Consider the following 22204-nt stretch of genomic DNA (forward strand, 5'->3'; position numbering starts at 1 on the left):
TTCCAGCGTCAACGGGTTATCGAGGCTGCGAAAGCTGAAAACCCGCGCCGCTGGTCCGGTGATATTCGAAAACTCAGCTTGCCGGAATCAGTGACTCTGAATCCGGAAACGGCGGTCAATTGTTAAAAAGCTGATGACTTAAAAGCGACATCTACGTTGACAGACACCGCTTGCTACCCCCGAATGCCATAGATCCAAGTGCTTCCCAGTTCGGATCGTACTCCAGATACCCCTTGAGCTCCCCACTCCCGATCTTCTCCGCAAGATCCCCGAGCAGTTCATCCAGGTCCGTGGGCTTGTCCCAGGGGCGCTGAAAGACATCGAGCCATAGGTCCAGCAGGCGATAGCCGAAGGGATCGTCAGGGCTAGTGACGATGTTGTCGAGCGTCTGGCGGGCATAGGCTTCGCACGCGAGGACGTCCGGGCGGCGGAAATCGCCATTGTCATCCATGCGCAGGCCCCGGCTGAACGAGTAGATGCGCCCGAGGTTCGCCCGGAACTGGTGTTCGCGTCTGAGCATCCGTTGAATCCCTTTTCGCTATCCCTGCCCGGGCGATCACCAGGTGCTGCACCCGACCCAGCTCCCCGGGCCAAATGCGATCTCGCGCTTCGAGCCACAGGGCATTCTGCTCAGGGTCCGTTTCCAGCGCCTCCAGCAACGCCTCATCGCGCCGTCGCGCTGGGCCAGGGGTGAATCCAGCGCCCCGCGGTCCATGGCGGAAAGAAGCCTGCGATCCTGTTTTCTGAGCTGGGCTAGGTCCGCGTCATCACTGGTGATCAGCTCAGCTCTCTGACTCAGGTAAAGCACTAGTCGTCTTCCATAGCTGGCAGGTTCCAGGTGATACACCCTTGGTTTTAAGGGGTTATTTTTTTGAATTTAGTCTAAAACTGCCTCAAGCCTGCAAACGAATCGATCCGGCTGAAACTCTCCAAAGGAAAACACTAAGATCCGGTCACCAACGCACTGATAATGAAGCTCGAGACCCGGCTTACTGCCCTTATAGATGTTCACTCCGTCGAAACTGCCTACCTTAAGACCAAGCATCGCAGAGACATCTTCTGGTCTATAGGTGGTGGTACCCTGTTGAATATTCTCAATAGATTTCAATTCACCCGGCCTAACGGTTACCTCAACTCCGTCTACCTCAATCTCTGGCGGTTTCCTCTCCATCTCCTCGTATTGACCGTCAAAGATCTTCTCCTGCCTTTTTGAAACAGTCTTCATTATCAAACGATCTCCTTGAGATAACCCTTGGACACGAGATTCTCAATCGACGTGGGGAGTTCATATTGGATGCCCTTACCAGACTTCCCGAACCAAGGTATTGCTTTGCTTGCCTCAACCTCAGGGATGCTCTTAGCAACCTTATATTGCTTGTACGTTTTTTCCTTCGTGCTGTCCGGCAAGGCCCGATTTTCAAACGACTCTCCCGCTTTAGCGGTAAATTTCCCTTTGTCTCTGAACTGACCGGTTTCCTTGTCTATAAACCCACCGTAACGATCAATTTCTGCCCCGAGTTTGAGGGTCACCTCAACGGAATTGATCGCTCCTCGATTGGGTGGCCATCCACCATTCAATTCATGCTCTTTAAAGAGGGATTCCAACACATCCCATTTTTTCTTCTTGAACAGAGCAAACGATTCCTTGGCCAATTCATCTTGTTCTTCAAATTCTTCTACCGAATCGCAGAAATCCTCATACTGAACGCTATCTGGGCTATCAAGATCAACATTTGTCTCATTTCCCGTCAGCTCAGCTGATTCCAGTTCCTGAGGAGCGCCTCCATCAGTTGCAATCTTCGCTCCTTCGTTTGATGAAGCCGACGCCATTCCAACTAACTGTTGATCTGATGCAGAAGGTTGTTCAGCAGTAGTTTCGTTGCTCTGATTTACTCGAGCTTCATCAACGTTGCCGGGTCCCGTGTTGCCATCATCAGCTTCTTTTCCACTCGCAACCTGCAAGGGCATAGCTTCAAAATTCGGATCATACTCCAGATAGACCTTGAGCTCCCCGTTCCCGATCTTTTCGGCAAGATCCGCAAGCAGTTCATCCAGATCCGTGGGCTGGTCCCAGGGGCGCTGAAAGACGTCGAGCCATAGGTCCAGCAGGCGATAGCCGAAGGGATCGTCGGGGCTAGTGACGATGTTGTCGAGCGTCTGGCGGGCATAGGCTTCGCACGCGAGGACGTCCGGGCGGCGGAAATCGCCGTTGTCGTCCATGCGCAGGCCCCGGCTGAACGAGTAGATGCGCCCGAGGTTCGCCCTGAACTGGTGTTCGCGTCTGAGCACCCGTTGAATCCCTTTTCGCTATCCCTGCGCCTCAGTTGAGACTGATGCTGGCACCCTTGAGGGCGATGGTTGTGCCTTCGAGGCTGAGTTCGGTTCCCTTGATGGAGATGGCCCCGGAACTTTCCAGCGTGATACTCGCGGCGCCCGTCTGGAGCGTAATACTGGTACCGGCATCGACGGTGACGGTTTTGCCCGCCTTGATGGTTTCGCTGCCACCGATGTCGGTCTTCTGGTCCCCGGTAATGTCCACCGTCTGGTTGTTCTTGACCGCCAGGTTGTCGTCATTGCCGACCTGGGTTTTCCGGTTATTGCCAACGTCGTCGGTTTCGTCGTTCTCGACGGTCAGCTCATGGTCCTTTTCCGCATGGAGAGCCAGCAGTTCTTCGCCCTTGTCGTCGTCGAACCGGATCTCGCTGTAATTGTCCTTGCCGCCCTTGGTGGTGGAGCGCGAGCGAATGCCGGAGGAGTTGAACTGGTTCTTGGGCGAATAGGGCATCCGGTTGTCGCCGTTGTAGACGGTACCGGTAATCAGCGGCTGGTCCGGGTCGCCGTTGACAAACTCGACGAGCACTTCCTGGCCTTCGCGGGGCAGGAACTGGGCACCGAAGCCGTCACCGGCCCAGCTCTGGGCCACGCGGATCCAGCAGGAGCTCTTGTGGTTGTTCTTGCCTTCGCGGTCCCAGTGGAACTGGACTTTCACCCGGCCGTGCTCGTCCACGTGGAGCTCTTCACCGGAGCCAACCGTGACGGTGGCGGTCTGGAGGCCGGGAATGGACGGCTTATTGATTCGAGCCGGAACATAGACGTTATCGGTGGGGATGCACTCAAACGTGGTGTTGAAGTTGACGCCTGAACCACTTGAGCCACCATCGGTGTTGATGGGTGCGCTAGCGGTGAGTTCCATCTGCGTGATCACGAATTCGTTATGGGATGGAATGCCATCCTCGTGCTCTTCGAATTCGAAGGTCAGGCCCACGCCAAAGGACGGGTAATTGGCCGTCCCCTGGAAAAGATTCGCTTCCTGGGTCAGCCCCTGGAGATGCGTCTCCGCCAGTTTGGTGTTCTCGTTCAGCGGCGCGTCTTCGCCGATGTAACGGAACAGTTCCCGTCCGCCGAATGCCTTGCCCGGGACCTTTTCCTCTGTCGGGTCCTCGATGTTTTCCTTGGGCTTGGTGAAGTCAAAACCCTGCTCCACCATGGCGTTGGGCGTGGCCCGGTGCCCTGTGTACCAGCTGCCAATGCGGCAATCGCCGGTGCTCCCTGATCGGAAAACAACCTTGTTCTCCTCGGCGGGCTGATAGGCGTTCACGTTATCCGCGATCACCATTTTATGGCCGGACTTGCTGTGTTCGAAGTAAAAGAACAGGCCTTCCTGGGCCAGGAGCCGGCACACGAACGCCCAGTCGGTTTCGTTGTACTGGACGCAGTATTTGTAGGTATGACGTTCGCCGTCGATCTTCCTGGTGAGATCAACGTCATGTTCGCTCAGCACGGTCTCCACGATGTCCACCGCGGTCTCGTCCTGAAAAATACGGCAGTTGGTGCGATTCTGAGCGGACCAGGCGCGGGGTACAATCACCGCTTCATAGCGCTGCCCCTCCTTGTTATGCAATGGCTTGCCCAGCTCACAGATAGTGCGGATGTGGCCATGAAAGAAACGCTCCTCAGCATCCGCCTGGCCACTGAGCGTGACGCCGATTGTTACCTCTTCGCCCACCTGGCCCTGCATGTCAGTGATTCGCTCATTAGCGACGAACCGGGCTGTGATCTCGAAAAACCGGGACATGCCCTCGCTGATTCTGAGGCTTTCAAGCGCCAGGGCGTCTCTGCCCAGTGAGCTCTGAATCTTGAGATGGTGATGCTGCTGTTCCGTTGCCATGAACCTCTGCGCCATCCTGGTCGGTCAAACAGGTACGGAGAGGGCAGAGCCCTCTCCAGTAAACAATGGCTTGCGCCATTCTTAGAGCTGCTGGCCCTTCACGCCGCTGTAGCCGTAGACCAGCGGCGCAGTTGCCGCGTTGGTGTCGTCAGTCGGAGTGACGGACATGGTCATCTCGGTATAGCTGATGGTGATGGACTCAGTCGGGCGATCGCCTTCAGCGGAAACGCTGTAGTTGGAGATCATGGCGTCCGAGAGCTCGATCTTCATGATCTCCTCGATCTTGTCGCCTTGCTTGGTCAGGTAGAAGGTGGCAGATTTGCCTTTCCCGATGGTCGCTTCCTTGAACAGATCAGGGGTAGCCTTGTCCTGCTTCTTGGTAATGGTGATGTCACCCAGGCGGGTTGCCGAGGCTTCTCGATCCATAGCGGTCCCCGTGGGCGCCGCAATGTCCCGATGGACGTTGAAGTCCAGGGTGTCCACGGTGATCAGATCCTTATATTCCTCAGCAGTCGCTTCACCCTTGAGGCCACCAAAGTCGAGGTAAGTATTGGTTTGCATTGATTAGCTCCTTTCTTTTTTCCGTTACGTCCTGTAACTAGGACATGGCGATTGTGCCCATTGCCGAAGCGCCGGGCATACATTCCGGGCCCTTATCCAAGGGCCCCAGAATACTACTCAGGCTTGACCGGACACTTTCCGGTCCTGCTGAATTCCTTTTCCGATTCAAGGTATGCAATCTCGGCATAATTAAGACGCCAGCTCCCTTCCTCTCTGACATACTCAATGTGAAGTGAAGTGGGACCCCCGCTTTCATCAAGGCCATTGATTGTGAGGCAACCCTTCTTCCCGTTGATAATCCGTTCATGCTGACCCATGCGCTTTGAAAGCGTTTCGGGGAGCGCGGCCAGAACAGGGAACTGCTCTCCGAAGGATCCTGTGCCTTTACGGAACTCGGTCCTGTTATCCGCTGGGATACTGCTCTCCACTATCGCGTCATATTCCTTCGCAGCCACTAGCCTGGCGTACTCCTTGAACCGCTCATGAAGCACCTCCCGCTCACCAACAGCGGCACAGGAGACAACAAAAAGAAGAAGCAAAAGAACACTGTTCCGCATTGCTTTAATCAACCATAACCTCCTTCATTATTCTATTTTTCCGTCTGTCTGTATTAAGGGCCCTTGCCGCCCTACACAACAATCCTGAACACGCCTGGATCAGCTCAAACGAATCGAAGCTTCCGGACAGGGTTATACTTCCCGCTCCGTAGAAGTGATAAGAAGCATCATAGGCAATATCACCATTCTCAGCTTCCCGGAAGGTAATGGAGGCTGCCTTGAGCTTTGCTCCCAGCCGCTGGAGGGCAGGGTCACCGTTAAAGGTCACCACACCTGCTGCCCCTTCAACCTTGACCTTGCCATTCTCAGTGACTTTTACCTTGAAGTTCTTAAAGCTCCAGAATTCTACCAATCGAAACCTTTATCTTTGCTCTTGTGAACATTCGAAAATCCCTTTACTGAGCAACTTCAACCTTCAGTTCATCACCGGCTACCGACAGGCTCACCGGCCCCGGTTTCTTCTCGTCACCCAGGCACTCAAGCACCCGGCGCGACATCACGGGCAGGACTTCCTGCTGCAGAATGCGCTGGATGTTACGCGCGCCGGAAGTGCTCTCCGTGCAGCGGTCCACGATGGCCTCGATGACGTCGTCGGTGTAGTTGAGCGTCGAGTCGTGGTGGCGCTGGACACGCTCGGCGACCCGGCCCAGCTGGATGCGCGCGATTTCCCCGAGTTGGGTCCGCTCCAGCGGCTTGTAGGGCAACACCGAGGTGCGGCCCAGGAAGGCCGGCTTGAAGATGGCCAGGAGCTCATCCCAGATCGCTTCTTTCAGCGCCGTGGGTTCCGGGGCCGTGAGTTCGTCGGCATAGAGGTCCGTGATCATGCCGGAGCCCGCGTTGGAGGTCATTAGGATGACAGTGTTGCGGAAGTCCACATCCCGGCCCTCGCCATCGCGCAGCTGGCCCTTGTCGAAGACCTGATAGAAGATGTCCTGCACACCCGGATGGGCCTTTTCCATTTCATCCAGCAGGATGACGCTGTAGGGCTTGCGCCGTACGGCTTCGGTCAGTACACCGCCTTCGCCGTATCCCACGTAGCCGGGAGGCGAGCCCACCAGCTGGGCGAGCTTGTGCTCTTCCTTGAACTCGGACATGTTGATGACGGTCATGTTGTCTTCGCTGCCGTAGACCTGTTCCGCCAGCGCCAGGGCCGTCTCGGTCTTGCCCACGCCGCTGGGGCCCACCAGCAGGTAGACACCCAGGGGCTTCTTCTCGTCCGCAAGGTCGGCCCGGGCGATGCGGATGGTACGCGCAATGTCCTCAATGGCATGGTCCTGGCCTCGAACCCGTTCGCGCAGCTGTTCATCCAGTGCCAGTACATTGGCCACTTCATCGGACTGCATGCGGCCCATGGGAATGCCGGTCCAGTCGGCCAGCACTTCCGCCACCAACTGCTCGTCCACCTGCCAGTGGACCATGGGCTCGACCCGTTCCGAGAGCTGGGCCCGGAGGGCGTTGAGTTCCTCAAGCAGGGCGCCGTCTTCTTCCTGGCTCAGCTGGCGGCCAAGCTCACGAGCGGACTGGACCTTTTCCTTCTCGTCCGCCCAGGCGCTTTCCAGCTCCTCAAGGGAACTCTCAAGTGTGTGCAGCTGAGTAGCCACCTCGTCCTGGCGACGGCCGTGTTCGACACCCATGCGACTCTCGGCCGCGAGCCGGTCCGCTTCGGCCTGAAGGCCGTTGTAGCGGGCGCGGGTTTCCTCCAGTGCGGAGGGGAGGCTGGCCTGGCTCATCGCCACCCGGGCGCAGGCGGTATCCAGCAGTGCCACGGCCTTGTCCGGGAGCTGGCGACCGGCCAGGTAGCGGGTCGAAAGGTGAACGCCCGCGCGCAGGGCGGCATCGGTAATGCCCACGCCGTGGTGCTCTTCCAGTGTGGGCGCGAGGCCGCGCAGGATCTGGACAGCGGTCTCCTCATCGGGCTCGTCCACCTTCACCACCTGGAAGCGGCGGGTCAGGGCCGCGTCCTTCTCAAAGTACTTCTTGTACTCGGCCCAGGTGGTGGCGGCGATGGTGCGCAGCTCACCCCGGGCCAACGCCGGCTTCAGGAGGTTCGCCGCGTCATTCTGGCCGGCCTGGTTGCCGGCACCAATCATGTTGTGAGCTTCGTCGATGAACAGGAGGATCGGCTGGGTAGCCGCCTTGACTTCGTCGATCACGCCCTTGAGCCGGTTCTCGAACTCGCCCTTCATGCCCGCGCCGGCCTGGAGCAGTGCCAGGTCCAGGGTCAGCAGGCGCGCGTTCTTCAGGGCTTCCGGCACCTGGCCTTCGGCAATGCGACGGGCCAGACCTTCCACCACGGCCGTCTTGCCGACGCCGGCCTCACCCGTGAGGATGGGATTGTTCTGGCGCCGGCGGGTAAGAATGTCGATCATCTGGCGGATCTCATCATCCCGCCCCAGAACTGGATCGATACTGCCGTCGGCGGCCTGGGCCGTCAGGTCGATGGTATACTGGGCCAGATGCTGCTCCTTGCCCGGGCCCTTTGCGGGATCGGAATGCTCCTCCTGCCCTAGGTTGTCCCTCAGGCTGGGCCAGTCACTGAGCAGTCGCTGCGCGTCCAGCTGTTCCAGCTCCCTGGCGTAGCGGGTGGACAACGCGGTCATCGCCGGATCATTCAACAGGCTGAACAACAGCGTGGCGCCGCGCATCAGTGGTTCAGCGAATTCAATGGAAGTATCCAGCCAGCACTGGCGCAACAGGTCCACCAACCTTGGAGACAGGCTGGGGGTCGCTCCGTTACCAGTCTTGAAGGCTTCCAGAGCCTGATCCAGCTGGCCTTCCAGCCGCCCCCGGTCGAGCCCGTAATGATCGAGAATGCGCACCAGATCCTGATCCTGCGCCATGAATAGCGACTTGAGCAGGTGCTCAACTTCAACACTGTAATGACTGCGTTGATGGCAGAGCCCGACTGCGCGCTCCATGGCCTGGCGGGCTGAATCGTTCATCTTCTCTACGAGCGATTTCAACGTCATTGATGACATGACTGCTTATCCTTTCCCTGGCTTGGCTTGAGACTGATATTCACCCGCCGGCTCTCTGTCCGGTAGGCACTGATAAAACTGTCGCTACCCAATTGCCCCCGCTGTCCAAGACGTGTTCCCTTGAGACCTGCGGGATTGGTTTCAGCTCGATAGCGCAGCTGAATCTGATGACCAACGAGCCGTTTTGTCAGTTTTGCTACAGCTGCACTGACTCGGCCCCCGGGCAACAGGGATTCAAGCTGCCCGTTGTCCCGCGGATGGAAGACGATGTCCGCTCCCTTGTCCGCAATCCATGCCCTGGATCCCAGCATGGCCTCACCCAGATGAGCGTGCTGGCCTTGCGGCATGTCCCGGGTGGGCAGTCGGGTCTGGTCACCAGGGGATATTGATTCCCAACCGCCCTGCAGCGACTGCACTTCCACCGGCATGTCCGCCACGTCCTCCAGCATCGTGCGGACGGTAGTGGCGGAGCGCGGGCCGCGTGCCAGAGCCGCGCCGTAGTGGATTTCCCAGTCCGACTCGCTGCCTGTCAGGGAGCGGAGAATGGTGGTGAAAATATCCCCTTCCGCACGCTCCTGATGCACGGCTGGCTGAGTCTTCTCCCAGCTGCGATAGAACAGTGACAGCAGCCGGTGGTTGAACAGGTCCAGAAAATCCCTCAGTGCCGGAGACCGGGCCTTGAGCTGTGACAGTACCATCTCGGTGTAGTGGGCGGGTAGTGCACCCCGGGCTCCGGTCAGTCCCAGACTGTCCACCGTCAGTTCCGCACTCAACGAGCCCTCTGACCGTCGTTCCTCCCGTGCCTCAACCAGATCCTGCCCAGCAAAGCCCATGTGCTGACTCGTGCGGAAACACACCAGCTCCTGGCTCGGCCAGCCGTCATGCCCAACCCGGTGATAGGGGGAACGCTCATCCCGGATCTGGCGTTCGATGCGCCAGACGGTTCGAAAGAAGTCCTGATTGCCGGCACAAGATTCGGTGCTCATAGCAACGGTTTCTCTCCCGTGCGAGCCGGCCAGACGTGATAATCCTGATTCTGCCCACTGAGCCGGATGCGCAGCCGCGTAAAGCTGTTGATCTGGGCGAAATGGGCAAAAAAGCGATCAAGCACCGCCGAGAAGAGATAGATACTGGTACCGGCATAGCGAGGCTTGGAGAAGGTAATAACGATCTCGCTGCCCCGGCAGACACCACGCTGGACGCCACTGCCCACACGCGCGACCGCCGGCTTGATGGTCACATCCTCGATGCCGTCGATCAGGGCCTGGGACTCGGGCGTTTTACGGAAATCGTGAAGCTGCAGCACCGTCGTTAGGCGATCGCGCGCATCATCACCGGCAAAGTGGTCCAAAGTCAGGTGCTGTATGAACTGCCACCGGCTGGCACCGTCCAGCTCCGGACGCACCGTAGCCGTTGGCGCAACCAGGGCATTGGCGCGCTTGACCAAGGGCTCGGTCACCGCCTTGAAGCGTGGCTCGCCCCCGCCAAAGGGCAAACTGGAAGGCACGTTCCGGTTACAGCACTGGGCTCGTACCATCAGCATTTCGTTCTTGGGCAGGGCTGCCATCCCCTGATGCTCAAACCGCTGGTCCACCAGGCTCAGGTAGGACTCGGTGCCGGGCTCATACTCGCCTCCCGCCCAGCCCGCGCTCTGGCGATGCAGGTGCCAGTAGACGTTGATGTCGTTCTGCCAGCGTGGATGGCCGAGGCCGTAATATGGGGCCAGTTCCCGGACGCGGTCGTTGTTCACCAGATCAACCCGGTTGACGCCTACCACCTCGTAGGCATCGCTGTTGCGGTAACGCGGCACGAGGTGATACGCGTAATCGGTTTCGTCCCGACGGACCGGCTCCAGGTTTTCCTCGAAAAGATTGATTGCAGGCAAACACCAGAGCCGCATATGGTCGGCCACGAAACTCTTTTCCTGTTCGGGGGAGCCTTCACCGAGATAGATGTAGAGGTCCACTTCACTGTCATTCGGCCACTGATCCGCGAGCCCGTCCAACTGGGCAAACAGGAACTTTTCGGGAAACAAAAAATGCTCCACCAGCAGCCGATAGCCCTCAAAGCTGCGCTGACCGTAGGGCACCATGGCATCCTCCTCCGAGAAGCCCACGGACTTGATCCGTTCGGCGGGGAAAAATCGGACCTGGCGACGGTCGTTAACCGGCACCATGGCAAAACCAAGCCCCGTGCGCAGGATCAGATCGTACAACTCATGGCTCTGGTGAGGCTGACCGTGCAGGTAGAACCGCAACCAGGGCGCATTGGTTTCACTCATGGTGACCGGGCTGTTCAGGCGCAGCCGGATGACACTCCGGGCCTTCTCCACACCCACAGGCCGGGGCGCCTCAAAGGGGCTGTTCTCAAAGACCGCATCTTCGACCTGGATTGGTGCGATCCATTGCTCGCCCCGGGCTGCAAAGCGGCACGTGGGAACCTCGTCAGCCACAGTTTCAAAGGCCTGTCCCACTTCCAGCGGCGCCGCATGGGTCTGGGCTGAGGCAGGCTCAAGCTGAAGGATCGTCATGGATGGCACCGGGGCCTGGTAATCCGGGCACAGTGTCCCCATGAGCACATCGGTGAGCTCCGGGAAATGGCTGTCCAGCCTCTGACGGATCTGGGAGGTGAGAAACGCTACGCCTTCCAGAAGCCGGGAAACATGAGGGTCTTCCACGGCTTCTTCACTCATCCGGAGATAGCCTGCCACCCTGGGATAAGCCTCAGCGAACTCGGCGCCCTGGCGACGCAGATAGGCCAGTTCGCGATTGTAATACTGAAGCAGTTCGTCACTCATGGTCAGGCACACTCCTTGAGGGTGACGGACAGACTCACGGGTTCCAGTTCCGAATCAAATGCCACCTGCTGCGGCACTGGTTCCACCAGCAGAATCCCTTCGATCCGCAACCGCAGGAACCGGTCCAGAGGCGCCTCGGTATCCTTCATGATCACCTCAACTCGGGTCAGGCGCGGCTCGAACTGGACGATAGTGCGTCGGACTTCGTCACAGAGCCACTGGCGACCTTCCTCGGTGCTGAGCTCCATCACGGTGAAGTCCGGCAGCCCATAGGCCAGCACCGAACGACTCAGCTCCCGATAGTCAGAGGATCGCGGAAGCCAGCAGCGACGCGCATTGAGCAGCCACTCCAGATCACGCCGCACGGACTGGCGGATCTGTGCCAGACCCGGGCGCATTGAGCCATCCTCCAGCAACCGGTCCAGCAGGCTCAGCTGCAGGCCACTGCGGGCATCAGAGTGCTTCATCGTACGCCTCGGCCGGATTCACGCGTTCAACCTCCTGCACGTCTTCCAGCGAAACCGCCTCATCGCCCACCAAAAACATTTTTAGGCCAAGGCCAGTTACAAACTGGAGAGCATGTTCAACCCAATCCGTCTCCCGACCGAGCTTCTGGGCATCAGTGCCACTGGTGGCATAGGTAAGTGGCAGGAACGCCTCACCCTGACGGCCATCCACAAGCTCAATCAGAGCCCGGCGCCAGATCAATTCAATAGGTGAGGAGGGCTTCTGAAAGCGCAGGGCATCGATTTCGTTCCACTGCCAGAGGTAGTAGTACCCATCCGTTCCCAAACCCTCGACATAGCCATTCAAGGTATCGTCACAATCGCGGATCTCGCCCTGGACTTCACCGGTCTGGAAAACATCACCACCACGAACCGCCTCAAGTGTGGCGGCGGCCTCACGCGCCTTTTCGATATCACCGCTGGAAAAATGCAGGTTCAATTCCAGGAGTGCTTCTAGTGACTCTCCGGGGGTTGCGACCACATCATCCGCAAGCTTGCCTTCACGCAGGGCAAGACGAGCCTGCTGGGCGCGAAGCAGCTGTCTGAGATTGGCAGCACCGGCAAGCCAGTCCTGATGATGTTTAGCCAGATGTGCCAGAACTTCATCGGCACGCTCAAGGTCACCGGCAATGCACAGCAGTTCCACCAGACAGGCACGCAGGTCGCCGGCTCCGGGAGACTGACGCAGCGCCTGCTGGAGATGCTCGATCGCTTCCTGAAGCTGCCCCGCAGAAAGATACTGCTTGATAACGTCCATATCGACTTTCCCTGTTAATCCGTGCATTTTCGACGACCCACATTGAGTCCGCCTTCTTCCTTTTTGCCGCCGTTATGTCTGAATCGGCGTGAGCTCTGTAATCAACCGCATGCTGGTGACCAGCTGATCCAGCTGGAAGTGGGGCTGCAGACGGATCACTGAGTAATAGCGTCCAGGGTCCCCCACTTTCTGCTTCACCGAGACACTGGCGCTGCGCAGAGGAAAGCGCGCACGCATCTCGTCGGATGCGCCTTCAGTGGCCATGGTATAGCTGTGGAGCCACTTCTGGAGGTGGGTTTCACACTCCTCGGGGGAGCGATAGCCACCGACTCGATCGCGACCCATCACCTTCAGATAATGGGCGAAGCGCGAGACACAGAGCGTGTAGTGCAGCATCGCTGCCAGACGGGCACTGACCTGCGCCTCACCGCTGTCATAGTGCGCAGGCTCTTGCACCGAGGGCACTGATTGCAGCACCAGCATCTCTGTATTCGCCAACGGCATCAGGGGAATGAATCCCTCCTCGGACAGAACCCGCTCCATGCGGTCGCTGACCTGCCATTCCACCGGGCTGCGTGTTGGGAAAAGCCGCCCGGCAGAGGACAGCGCCTGAATCGCCGGCATATTGTCCACGGTTCCGTGGGCAATGCGCCCTTCGCGGTAACCACGGATCTGCGCAAACCAACCGGACTGGCAGAACGCACGGATCGCCACGGTTCCCACGGAAAAGCAGGCGTTCCCCCACAAGTAGTCTGTCTCCGAATCAGCGCGCTCTTCCTGGAAACGGAAACCTTCTGGCCCGCAGCCGGCATCCGGATACGGTTGACGCATTAGCATCCGTGGCATCGCCAGCCCCAGAAACCGTGCATCTGCTGTCTGTCGTAATGATCGCCACTTCGTCAACTCGGGCTGATTGAAATGATTCTCCAGATCCGTAACACTCGCCAGCTCCGCAAACTGATCCACGCCGAAGAAACTCGGCGCCGCATCCAGTATGAGGGGCGCAAAGGCAACAGCAGCCACCTTTGTCAATTCCTGCAGCGTGTCCAGGTTGGATTGGCCGCCAGGCATCCGATGACTGACACTGTAGGTTCCGAGCAGCAGCCCAAAAGGCTCGCCGCCCGGGCTCCCGAACTCTTGCGAGTATATGTGCGAAAACATCCAGGACTGGTCGAATTCGATGGCACGCGACAGGTCCCTCGACAGTTCCCGCCAGCTCTGGTCCAGGATTTTCACCCGGACCCGACCCTCACCATCATCATGAGCCGCCTGTTCAGTCAGCAGCCAGACACCACGCCAGTTGGCTTCAAGCGCCTTCAGGTCCGGATGATGGAGGATCGCATTAAGCTGTTCGTTGATCCGGCGATCCACATCATCCAATGCCTGTGCGAGCAGCAACCGGATTCTGGAGCCCTCCCATGAACCTCCGGAGTTATGCCGGCTCAACTCCATCAGTAACGCAAAAACATCATCCGCCTCCGCGACGAAACGGGCCGAAAAGCCTGATTCAGGCACCACGTACGGTTTTTGCGAGGCCGGTCTTTGCAGATAATCACTGTGCACAAACCGAAGAGCGGTGTTCATAGCGCGTCCCTGCAACGGGGACGGAGCCCAAGCCCCGTCATTCCATCTGCTGTTTTGCCGTTAGGCCGGGAGCCGGGTTAACCAGCCTCCGGTATCTTCGCCACCATACGCAGCGAGGTGGACAGTTCCTCAAGCTGCAGCCAGGGCTGGAGCCAGGCGACGGCGTTATAGGAACCAGGCCGCCCCGGAATCTCGCGCACCTCCACTTTCGCATCCGCCAGCGGATAGCGTGCGCGGATATCCTGCCCACCTCCTTCAGATCCGTTCACGTAGTTGAGGATCCACCGGTTAAGCCAGTTTTCCACGTCTTCAGCTTCCATGAAGGAACCGATCTTGTCCCGCGCCATGACCTTCAGATAGTGCGCAAACCGCGAGGTTGCCATCAGGTAAGGCAGGCGCGCGGAGATGGCCGCGTTGGCAGTGGCATCCGGGTTATCAAAGACTTTCGGTTTCTGACAGGTCTGGGCCCCAAAGAAAACTGCGTAATCCGTGTTCTTGTAATGGCACAATGGCAGGAAACCGAGCTTGCTCAGCTCCGCCTCGCGCCGATCGGTGATGCCGATTTCAGTGGGGCATTTCAGATCCGGGTCGCCGTCATCACTCTGGAAGACATGGGTAGGCAGACCTTCCACCTTGCCACCACCCTCGGCGCCCCGGATGGCGGTGCAGAAACCGTATTTGGCGAACGCCTGGGTCAGGCGGGTGCCCATGACGTAGGCCGCATTCATCCAGCAGTAGTCGTTGTGATCAGCCGCCATAGACATTCCGGACTCCGGATCCCGACTGAATTCCTCGAAGTTGAAGGCCTCTACGGGCTGCGTGGCCGAGCCATACGGCAGGCGCGCCAGAACCCGTGGCATCGTCAGGGTAACGAACCGGGCGTCATCACTCTCGCGGAAAGAGCGCCACTTGGCGTACTCAACGGATTCAAAGACCTTCTCCAGATCACGCGGCTTGGCTAACTCAGTCCAGTCATCAAAGCCGAAGAGTCCCGGCCCCGAAGACGCGATGAACGGACAGAACCCCGACGCCGCGACGTTGGACATCAGGCTCAGGGTCTCCATATCCGTGGGGTGGTTACTGAACTCGTAGTCGCCGATCAGCGCCCCATAGGGCTCCCCCCCAGGGGTACCGAATTCAGACTCGTAGACCTTCTTGAACGTCTGGCTCTGATCAAACTCCACCGCCTTGGACAGATCCCGGTGCAGCTCCTTCTTACTCACATTGAGCACGCGGATCTTGAGTGTGGAGCCTGTCTCCGAGTTCATCACCAGATGCTGAAGCCCGCGCCAGGACCCTTCCAGCTTCTGGAAATCCTCCTTGTGCATAATCTCGGAAAGCTGACTGGAGATCGCCTCATCAATCGCCGCAATCGCCTGATTAAACGTGACATTCAGGTTCTTGTTCCAAGTCACCGTGCCCTTCATGGCCTCATCGGTGAGCGTGCGGATCAGCTCCCGCGCACGGTCACTTTCCGTCTGTTTGGTCGCCCCGATCGCCTGATCCAAAAGACTCAGCTCGTCAGCCTGTTCCGCTAGCGCTTCCTGTGTCTGCTCTTCCGTACTCATTGCGAGTCCTCCCCTTCCGTGGTGCCCAGTTGCTCTTTCAGACTGTTCAGGTCTTCAGAGTTACTGAGAACCCGCTCCAGCAGCCCTTCAAGCTCTTCCGAACGGTCTACCTTGGTCATAAGATCACGCAGCCTGTTGCGCGTCTCCATGAGCTCCCGAAGTGGCTCCACCTGATTCACGATGGCCGAAGGTTCAAAATCCTCCATCCGGTTGAATTCGAGATCCACCGCCATCTCTGAGTCGTCATCGGAGCCAGTGAGCTTATTGGCAACTTTCATTGACAGCTTCGGGCTCATGCGCCGCATGACATCGTCGCAGTTGTCCCGGTCGATCTGGATAAACCGGCGATCCTTCAGGGGCTTGGGGTCGGTATTGCTGTTACCCGAAAAATCACCCATGACACCAACCACAAAAGGCAGTTCTTTCTTGACCATGGCGCCTTCAGTTTCGACGTCATAAGTGATGTGGACCCGCGGCTTGCGGACTCGTGAGAGCTTATCGTGGACGCTTTCCATGTCAGTTTCTCCTTGTCGTCCTTCAGGAATAACAGCCTGACTCCCTCGTCAGGCCTGCTCAGGTTCAGCTACCAGCATTCGGTAACGGCACCCCGGTCACCCGGGCAAAACCGTCACGAACGCTTCTGTCCTCAATCAGTTCCTGCATCAGTTCCGGTAATGGCATCTCGCTCCAGCGCACGGCCTGATCAATCGCATAGGAAACCGGCGAATGCGGCTCCGTCTGCCGGAAGAAAGCTGCCAGCTCACGCAGCTGCTCAAGCGCCCGCGCACGGCTGTCGATAGCAATGCGGACCGGGTCCTGAGCGCCTGTGCCCGCTACCTGACCGGTGCCGCCCTCCGATGCTGGATCTTGTTCCCCTGTCTCCGCAGCCGGAGCGGCCTGGGCCCGTTGCAGACGTTCGCCAGCATAATGGTTAAAGATACTGCGGCAACGCTGCAGTACCGAACGGATGTGGCTGGTGGGCTGAGGTTCGCCTTCCATAGCCCGGTCCATAGCCTCGCTCAGAGCGGTGAAGGTTGACTGCGCCCGCTCCATGGCATCGTAGAGCGCCTGCAGATCACTCAAGGGGGTCTCTCTTACAGCGCGGGCGACTTCCTCCTCGGAAGGCACACCGGCGGCTATGCGCTGCTGCGCCTTTTGCTCATCCAGCCGGGCCATTTCGGCCGCCTGCTCAAGCTGCCAGGCCGCAATCCACCCGGATTCAGGGTGGGCCAGAAGCGGAATCGCGAGAACCGGCTGAATCAGGGTTCCTTCGGCATCGCCTCCGTTGAGACCGACCAGCGGGGCGATTCGAGTGGTCATGCCCTCCTCATCAGGGAAGGGATGCAGCTGCTCCCAGTGATGCTCCAGCATGGAACAGGCAAGCTCAAAGCCCTGGGCCAGTCCTTCGAAACCATGCTGGCGGCACAGGGCTTCAATGTACCAGGCTACCAGCTCGACATCCTTGCTGCGGCTGGCGAGGATACCCGGAATGCGCTCCATCAGCTCAAACCATTGGGCGGGGGTAACCGTATCGCCATCAACCTGGTGTTCTCGTTCAACAGCACGAGCCTGGCTTCGAAGGTCTTTGAGATGGAAATAAGGGGCTTCCGGCGTGTCATCCTCACGGATGTCATCACCGCAGGGATCCGCTTCGGAAATCGGTTTGATGAGGGCTTTGAAGTCGAAGAAAGGTGTCGCTGTATCGTCCATAAACCGCACGCACGTTATCCCTGTGTCGTTCTTGGCGGCACCCGTACCGGTATAGTGGCGTCCGGATCCCGCGCTTTCCTTATCTGTTCTGAATGGTAACTGCTCGTTTCGGCTTTGACCAGAAGGCAGGTAATATTATCGCTGCATCTGTTAACCAATGCCGAATAAAGGATGGCGTCGTTCGCATCCTGGAGACTGGTATTGGCCAGAAAGCCATGCAACTGCCCATCCACAAACTCGTCACTGATCCCATCACTGCACAGCATGAACAGATCCCCTGGCCTGGCCTCCCCCTGGATCCGCTCCAGCTCAATCTGCGGCTCAACGCCCAGGGCACAGGTAACCACATGCGCCAGCGGATGCCCTCGCGCTTCTTCCGGTGCGAGCACGCCGGCACGAATCATGTCATTGACCTGGCTGTGGTCTTGCGTAAGCTGTTCCAGGCGTTGGGATCGCAGGCGATAGCAACGGCTGTCGCCCGCCCAGAGCAACTGATACCGGCCATCCCGGATCTTCAGTGCCACCACGGTCGCCCCCAGTGTGCCGCCATTAAGTGACCGCGAGCCGTAATCCCTGATCGCCTGATTGGCAGCCTGGAGGGAGCGCGCGAGACAGTCGCCATCATAGGCAGAGGCACCGGCCTGGGCCAAATCATGGGCAACAGTGTCGCAGATGATGCGGCTTGCCACGTCACCGGCGCTGTGTCCACCCATACCATCAACCACGAGCCAGAGACCAGCCTCGGGCCAGGCTCGCCACGCGTCTTCATTGTGTTCCCGGGTCCCGCCCTGATGCGTGAAGCCCACCGAATGCAATTCCATGGCCTACTCCGTCATCACGCCCTGTCGCCAGCCATGTTCGCGCCATTGGCCAGCGAGCATAGCCGCAAACTGGCCCACCTGGGGGAGGCCCTCGGTCAGAAGGGTGGCGGGCGCCACAAAGGCGGACCCCTGGGTCCACCACAGCATCCGCGCGCGACGCGCCCCGAACACGGCCGCCAACCAGTCCTCTTCACGCGCCTCTCCTGGCAGCATCAGGTTGCCATCACCCTCTGGCCACTGCAGACGACCCACTTCGGCTTCAGGTCCATTGATGACTGCCAGCCCCTGAGACCAGAGAGTTTCCTCCCAGTCGTCTTCAAGCACGGCCAGGACGCGCTCTTCCATAGCGCTGAACCACTCGGGCTGGCGCCAGGCATCCAGCAGCGTGCCCTCGTGGCCGCCGACGACCAGAAACGGGAAATGCCGCCCGACCCGATCCACCGAAGGAATCAGGGTTCCAATCATGCCGCCTTCGCCAAGAGCGCCCGGTCCCGCCGCGAAATGCCAGATGGGACAGGTCAGGTAGGCGTCCAGCCACTGATCACCGAGCTGCTCGCGGCTGACCGCAAGGGCTGACTGGCACCACTCAAACCAGCGCTCACGCAGCTCGCCAGACACCCCTTGCGCAACGAAATCACCGCGGCTGGGGACCTTGCCCATATAACCCCACTCCATGGTCACTCTCCTTTACAGGTTTGGCGGCAGCCAGAATGGCTTGAACAGATCCCGGCTGAATGGATGGCGGACGGAATCAGCGGTCAATTCAAACCCAGCGCTGTAGCCATCCATCTCCACGGTTACATCCCGACTCCGACCATTGCCCTTGAGAGCACCACCGGACTGGAGAAAACGGAAAACCGACCACTCGCCCTGGTAGCGCCGGCGCAGCGGTTCCAAATTGTCACCAGCAGGTTTCAGGGACACCACCGAGACGCCGTCATCCGCCTCCAGAGGCCACCGGAAGCCCTGATCGCGTTCCGGCCCATGACGGTACACCAGTGTCTGTTCACCCAGCGTCAGATCCAGACGGGTCACATTGGCATCCAGCTGGCTGGGACGCAGACTGAAACTGACCGCCAGACCCTCACCATCAGGACTGAAGAAAGCGCTACGCAGCCTTTCTGCGTGTTCCAGAAGACGCAGAGTACGGCGCTGGATATCGAGATCGCCGGTCACCTCCCAGGGCGAACCAGAGCGGTCAATCCGCCCGGCGAGATGCTCCTCCACAAAAGCATCGAGGGTGCCGCCATAATCGAAAAAGCGCACAAAGTCCTGAAGCGCAATCGACTCAGACGCCTCGAGATCAATCGGGTAGTGGCCGGAAATGGCCTCGCGGTATTCTTTATAAACGTCGCTCTGCCAGAGTTCGTTGAGGCTGCGGGTACGCGAGGCCCGGTCGAGACGGCGCCCGTCCTGCAGAAAACCACTAAACAAAGCGCCAAGGCTATCCGAGTCTGTTCCATCAACGGTTTCATGGAGTCCTGAAACGGCCTTGCGGAAATCACCCTGCGCGAGCCCGACATCCTCATTTGCAAGGTAGTCCGCAATAGTACCGGCCTTATCACGCAATGACTGATAGGTCTCTGAAGAGACCCCATGCAGGGCACTGAAAGCATTGTCCACCGGTGTCGAGGAAGCCTCATCCCGGTCGTCTCCCGACGGCATCAGGCTGCTGAGACGCGGACCGCGACCACTGGCCCGATCCGCCATGCGCCCGGCCTGCTCAGAAGCGGCATCGGCCAGCTTGCCACCCTTTTCCTCGAGTACCGGCGCCAGCCGGGTATTGTGGGTAACCGCCTTCATCAAACGCTCGACGGGCGCCTCCGGGCCCGCCAGTGCCGCGGCAATACGGCCTCCTTCTCGCTGCGCCTCAAAGGACCGGATACGCAGATCCATCAGTAAATCCCGCCAACGGTACACGTAATCTCTGAAATAGCGATTCCGCACCCCCTGTTTCAGAGCTGCCTCATCCAGGTTGCGAAATGGTGCGCTATCCTCACCGTAAACCCAGGATTCCTCCATTAGGCGCTGAGAGACCCGTTCAAGTTCGGGTAGGAACAGCCCCTTAAATCCATTCCGGGTGTAGAGAGCAGGTATGGACTCATCCAGGGGCTTGCCGGAGCGGCGTTCAAAAACCCTGTCCGCGACTGACCCGAGAACCAAAGGCAAGCGGAAATCAGGAAATCCGGATTCCCTGGCACCAAGCCTGATCCGTTCATAGGCCCGCTCATCCACGGGCAAGCGTGCTAGCTGCTCCCTGGCCTCATCAACCCGCTTACCGTCCAACGTCATTCTGTGGCCGAGGGCCAGGTAACGATCGAGGTGCGCGCGCAGCCGCTTACGGGTTGATTCATTCGCAGAACCGCCCAACTCCTGGCTCAACCAGGCCTCAAACCAGTCACGAACCTGCTGTAGTTCAAGATGCTGGTGCTGGTTCAGCATCAGATAGGTCTTGAGCGTTTCGTAGAGGTATTCGGTATTATCGGAATTGTCCGCAAGCGCCTGTTCAAGGGCTTCACGAAGATGGCTGCTGAAATGATACTGAAGCAGCCGCCCATAAGCACCCTCACCCAGTTGGCTGAGCATTGCTCCCTGATCAAGCCCCACATGGCGGGGCCCACCCGCCGGAAAATCAGTGCCAGCGACTCCCGGCAAGGAAGCTGAGCGGGAAAGCAGCTGTTCCAGCTGCACCCAGTTATCCGGCCCAGCCTGGTCGGCTTTTTCTACAGTCGCCAGATCCTGATCATAGGCAGCGATCAGTTCCCTGTTCCACTGATAGCTGAAAGCCCAGGCCATACCACTACCGGTCATAACCAGCACAAGGCAAGCAATAACGCCACGCTGTACCCACCGCAGGCGCCAACGGTGCTGGCCATCAGGGCGAACCAGACCCTGTTCGGAAAAGACAATACTGTCGAAAAGACGCCGTAGAAAGAATCCTTCACTGGAAACGCCGACGGCTTCGGGCTCTGCCCGCATGGGCGTGAGCCCGAACTCGTCATCCACCAGCTGCGAAACCCTATCATAGCCATGTTCGGTCTGTTCCGCGGAGACCAGATAGACCCCGCGCAGCTGCGCCGTGTCCTCATAGGCAGACGGACAGAATACCTCATTGATCAGGGTCCAAACCGGAGCACGCAGCAGGGCCACCTGCTTGGGAAAATGGTAAAGACGACGGGTAGCCTCGGTGGTGCGTTCCTGCTGAACGCGGTGAAGCGCGAAATGGCTGAGACGTTCAATCAGCTCATCAAACGCCGCGCTGAAGCGGACGGCCAGTGCCTCGCTGTCCGCCGCCGGCTCCAACTCGAAGGTCATGCCCAGGACCTCTTGACGCTCAGCTCCAGTGAGCATGCCGAAGGTTTCGCTAAACCCCTCAAGAAGATCCGTTTTGGTCAGGACCACATAGACCGGGAAGACCACGCCCAGGCGGTTCCTGAGCTCCTGCACCCGCTGCTTGAGCGCGCGTGCATGCAGGCCTCTCTCGGTCGGGGTCTGCTGCAGCAGGTCGGCCACACTGACCGATAGGATAGCGCCGTTGATCGGCTGGCGGGGGCGATAGCGACGCAGCAGGCCCAGAAAGGACTCCCAGCCCCCGGCATCTCTCCGGTCCCCGCTTTCCTGAGCGGTATAGCGCCCTGCCGTATCAATCACAACAGCGCGGTTGGTAAACCACCAGTCGCAATTACGGGTGCCCCCGACTCCCCGCACCGATTCAACGCCCAGTCGGTCCCGCAGCGGAAAATCCAGCCCGGAGTTGAGAAGAGCAGTGGACTTTCCGGAACCCGGTGCCCCGATCAGAATGTACCAGGGCAGATCGTACACCGAACGGAAGCGTCCCGGCCGCCAGCGCCGCACCAGTGCCAATGCTTCCCGCAGGCGCTCGCGCTGTTCGTTAACTTCCTCCTGAAGTTGTTCATCACCTTCATCATCAGCGATCATCTCGCTGACTACTTTTTCGTTATCCGAACGCTGGCGGCGTGCCCGCCACAAAGCGATCCCCAAACCCGCTACCAGCAGACACAACAGGAATACCAGACGCGCTGCAACAGAGCCCAAGGGTGTCCAACCTGCAACCGCCACCAGAGGACCGCCAAACCATATCAGCAGTACCAGCGCCACTACTGCGAGGCCGATAAGCAACCCCCGCAGCGTGATCCATTTTCCAAACGAACGCATCCATGCCATCAAGCGCATACT

The 22204-nt window shown here is 59.0% G+C and carries 19 protein-coding genes; all 19 read right to left on the minus strand.

What is annotated here, in order from left to right:
* Positions 1-151: 151 nt before the first annotated feature.
* A complete protein-coding gene (locus AAF659_RS07145; protein WP_349751037.1) occupies positions 152-520 on the minus strand; it encodes a hypothetical protein in 369 nt (122 codons plus the stop codon).
* Between the two features lie 357 nt (positions 521-877).
* On the minus strand, positions 878-1225 hold the full coding sequence (locus AAF659_RS07150) for a hypothetical protein (RefSeq protein WP_349751038.1): 348 nt from the start codon (positions 1223-1225) through the stop codon (positions 878-880).
* 2 nt (positions 1226-1227) lie between these two features.
* Positions 1228-2289, minus strand: coding sequence for a TNT domain-containing protein (locus tag AAF659_RS07155; protein ID WP_349751039.1), 1062 nt, complete (start codon positions 2287-2289; stop codon positions 1228-1230).
* A gap of 31 nt (positions 2290-2320) precedes the next feature.
* Positions 2321-4168, minus strand: a complete 1848-nt coding sequence (locus AAF659_RS07160) for a type VI secretion system Vgr family protein (protein WP_349751040.1) — start codon at positions 4166-4168, stop codon at positions 2321-2323.
* Positions 4169-4249: 81 nt separating this feature from the next.
* Positions 4250-4729 (minus strand): Hcp family type VI secretion system effector, encoded by a 480-nt coding sequence (locus AAF659_RS07165; RefSeq protein ID WP_349751041.1) that lies wholly within the window; start codon positions 4727-4729, stop codon positions 4250-4252.
* 113 nt (positions 4730-4842) lie between these two features.
* Positions 4843-5298, minus strand: coding sequence for a hypothetical protein (locus AAF659_RS07170; RefSeq protein ID WP_349751042.1), 456 nt, complete (start codon positions 5296-5298; stop codon positions 4843-4845).
* On the minus strand, positions 5291-5638 hold the full coding sequence (locus AAF659_RS07175; RefSeq protein ID WP_349751043.1) for a hypothetical protein: 348 nt from the start codon (positions 5636-5638) through the stop codon (positions 5291-5293). The genes AAF659_RS07170 and AAF659_RS07175 overlap by 8 nt, the downstream gene beginning before the upstream one ends.
* Before the next feature lie 43 nt (positions 5639-5681).
* Positions 5682-8264 (minus strand): type VI secretion system ATPase TssH, encoded by a 2583-nt coding sequence (gene tssH, locus AAF659_RS07180; protein WP_349751044.1) that lies wholly within the window; start codon positions 8262-8264, stop codon positions 5682-5684.
* The gene (gene tssG, locus AAF659_RS07185; protein ID WP_349751045.1) at positions 8252-9250 is read right to left on the minus strand and encodes a type VI secretion system baseplate subunit TssG; all 999 of its coding nucleotides are present in this window, start codon (positions 9248-9250) and stop codon (positions 8252-8254) included. Before tssG ends, tssH begins: the two co-directional genes overlap by 13 nt.
* Positions 9247-11061, minus strand: a complete 1815-nt coding sequence (tssF, locus tag AAF659_RS07190; RefSeq protein WP_349751046.1) for a type VI secretion system baseplate subunit TssF — start codon at positions 11059-11061, stop codon at positions 9247-9249. Before tssF ends, tssG begins: the two co-directional genes overlap by 4 nt.
* A 2-nt stretch (positions 11062-11063) precedes the next feature.
* Positions 11064-11528 (minus strand): type VI secretion system baseplate subunit TssE, encoded by a 465-nt coding sequence (gene tssE / locus AAF659_RS07195; protein WP_349751047.1) that lies wholly within the window; start codon positions 11526-11528, stop codon positions 11064-11066.
* Positions 11515-12324, minus strand: a complete 810-nt coding sequence (locus tag AAF659_RS07200; protein WP_349751048.1) for a type VI secretion system accessory protein TagJ — start codon at positions 12322-12324, stop codon at positions 11515-11517. Before AAF659_RS07200 ends, tssE begins: the two co-directional genes overlap by 14 nt.
* A gap of 72 nt (positions 12325-12396) precedes the next feature.
* Positions 12397-13908, minus strand: a complete 1512-nt coding sequence (tssC, locus tag AAF659_RS07205; RefSeq protein WP_349751049.1) for a type VI secretion system contractile sheath large subunit — start codon at positions 13906-13908, stop codon at positions 12397-12399.
* A 77-nt stretch (positions 13909-13985) separates the two neighbouring features.
* Positions 13986-15476 carry a type VI secretion system contractile sheath large subunit gene (tssC, locus tag AAF659_RS07210; protein ID WP_349751050.1) on the minus strand — a complete coding sequence of 497 codons (1491 nt, stop codon included), beginning with the start codon at positions 15474-15476 and terminating at the stop codon, positions 13986-13988.
* On the minus strand, positions 15473-15991 hold the full coding sequence (gene tssB / locus AAF659_RS07215) for a type VI secretion system contractile sheath small subunit (protein ID WP_349751051.1): 519 nt from the start codon (positions 15989-15991) through the stop codon (positions 15473-15475). The genes tssC (AAF659_RS07210) and tssB overlap by 4 nt, the downstream gene beginning before the upstream one ends.
* A gap of 64 nt (positions 15992-16055) precedes the next feature.
* Positions 16056-17186, minus strand: coding sequence for a type VI secretion system protein TssA (gene tssA / locus AAF659_RS07220; protein ID WP_349751306.1), 1131 nt, complete (start codon positions 17184-17186; stop codon positions 16056-16058).
* A gap of 14 nt (positions 17187-17200) precedes the next feature.
* On the minus strand, positions 17201-18007 hold the full coding sequence (locus AAF659_RS07225; RefSeq protein WP_349751052.1) for a PP2C family protein-serine/threonine phosphatase: 807 nt from the start codon (positions 18005-18007) through the stop codon (positions 17201-17203).
* Positions 18008-18010: 3 nt separating this feature from the next.
* On the minus strand, positions 18011-18682 hold the full coding sequence (tagF, locus tag AAF659_RS07230; RefSeq protein WP_349751053.1) for a type VI secretion system-associated protein TagF: 672 nt from the start codon (positions 18680-18682) through the stop codon (positions 18011-18013).
* A gap of 12 nt (positions 18683-18694) precedes the next feature.
* Positions 18695-22192: a type VI secretion system membrane subunit TssM gene (gene tssM / locus AAF659_RS07235; RefSeq protein ID WP_349751054.1), complete on the minus strand. Its 3498-nt coding sequence runs from the start codon at positions 22190-22192 to the stop codon at positions 18695-18697.
* Between the last annotated feature and the right edge of the window lie 12 nt (positions 22193-22204).

The organism is Salicola sp. Rm-C-2C1-2 (assembly GCF_040196175.1).
GTDB lineage: Bacteria > Pseudomonadota > Gammaproteobacteria > Pseudomonadales > Oleiphilaceae > Halospina.

Excerpts from the sequence above, each read along its gene's own strand:
- AAF659_RS07145 (WP_349751037.1), bottom strand. The coding sequence starts at position 520 with ATGCTCAGACGCGAACACCAGTTCCGGGCGAACCTCGGGCGCATCTAC.
- AAF659_RS07150 (WP_349751038.1), bottom strand. The coding sequence starts at position 1,225 with ATGAAGACTGTTTCAAAAAGGCAGGAGAAGATCTTTGACGGTCAATAC.
- AAF659_RS07160 (WP_349751040.1), bottom strand. The coding sequence starts at position 4,168 with ATGGCAACGGAACAGCAGCATCACCATCTCAAGATTCAGAGCTCACTG.
- AAF659_RS07165 (WP_349751041.1), bottom strand. The coding sequence starts at position 4,729 with ATGCAAACCAATACTTACCTCGACTTTGGTGGCCTCAAGGGTGAAGCG.
- tssH (WP_349751044.1), bottom strand. The coding sequence starts at position 8,264 with ATGTCATCAATGACGTTGAAATCGCTCGTAGAGAAGATGAACGATTCA.
- tssG (WP_349751045.1), bottom strand. The coding sequence starts at position 9,250 with ATGAGCACCGAATCTTGTGCCGGCAATCAGGACTTCTTTCGAACCGTC.
- tssF (WP_349751046.1), bottom strand. The coding sequence starts at position 11,061 with ATGAGTGACGAACTGCTTCAGTATTACAATCGCGAACTGGCCTATCTG.
- tssE (WP_349751047.1), bottom strand. The coding sequence starts at position 11,528 with ATGAAGCACTCTGATGCCCGCAGTGGCCTGCAGCTGAGCCTGCTGGAC.
- AAF659_RS07200 (WP_349751048.1), bottom strand. The coding sequence starts at position 12,324 with ATGGACGTTATCAAGCAGTATCTTTCTGCGGGGCAGCTTCAGGAAGCG.
- tssC (WP_349751049.1), bottom strand. The coding sequence starts at position 13,908 with ATGAACACCGCTCTTCGGTTTGTGCACAGTGATTATCTGCAAAGACCG.
- tssC (WP_349751050.1), bottom strand. The coding sequence starts at position 15,476 with ATGAGTACGGAAGAGCAGACACAGGAAGCGCTAGCGGAACAGGCTGAC.
- tssB (WP_349751051.1), bottom strand. The coding sequence starts at position 15,991 with ATGGAAAGCGTCCACGATAAGCTCTCACGAGTCCGCAAGCCGCGGGTC.
- tssA (WP_349751306.1), bottom strand. The coding sequence starts at position 17,186 with ATGGACGATACAGCGACACCTTTCTTCGACTTCAAAGCCCTCATCAAA.
- AAF659_RS07225 (WP_349751052.1), bottom strand. The coding sequence starts at position 18,007 with ATGGAATTGCATTCGGTGGGCTTCACGCATCAGGGCGGGACCCGGGAA.
- tagF (WP_349751053.1), bottom strand. The coding sequence starts at position 18,682 with ATGGAGTGGGGTTATATGGGCAAGGTCCCCAGCCGCGGTGATTTCGTT.
- tssM (WP_349751054.1), bottom strand. The coding sequence starts at position 22,192 with ATGGCATGGATGCGTTCGTTTGGAAAATGGATCACGCTGCGGGGGTTG.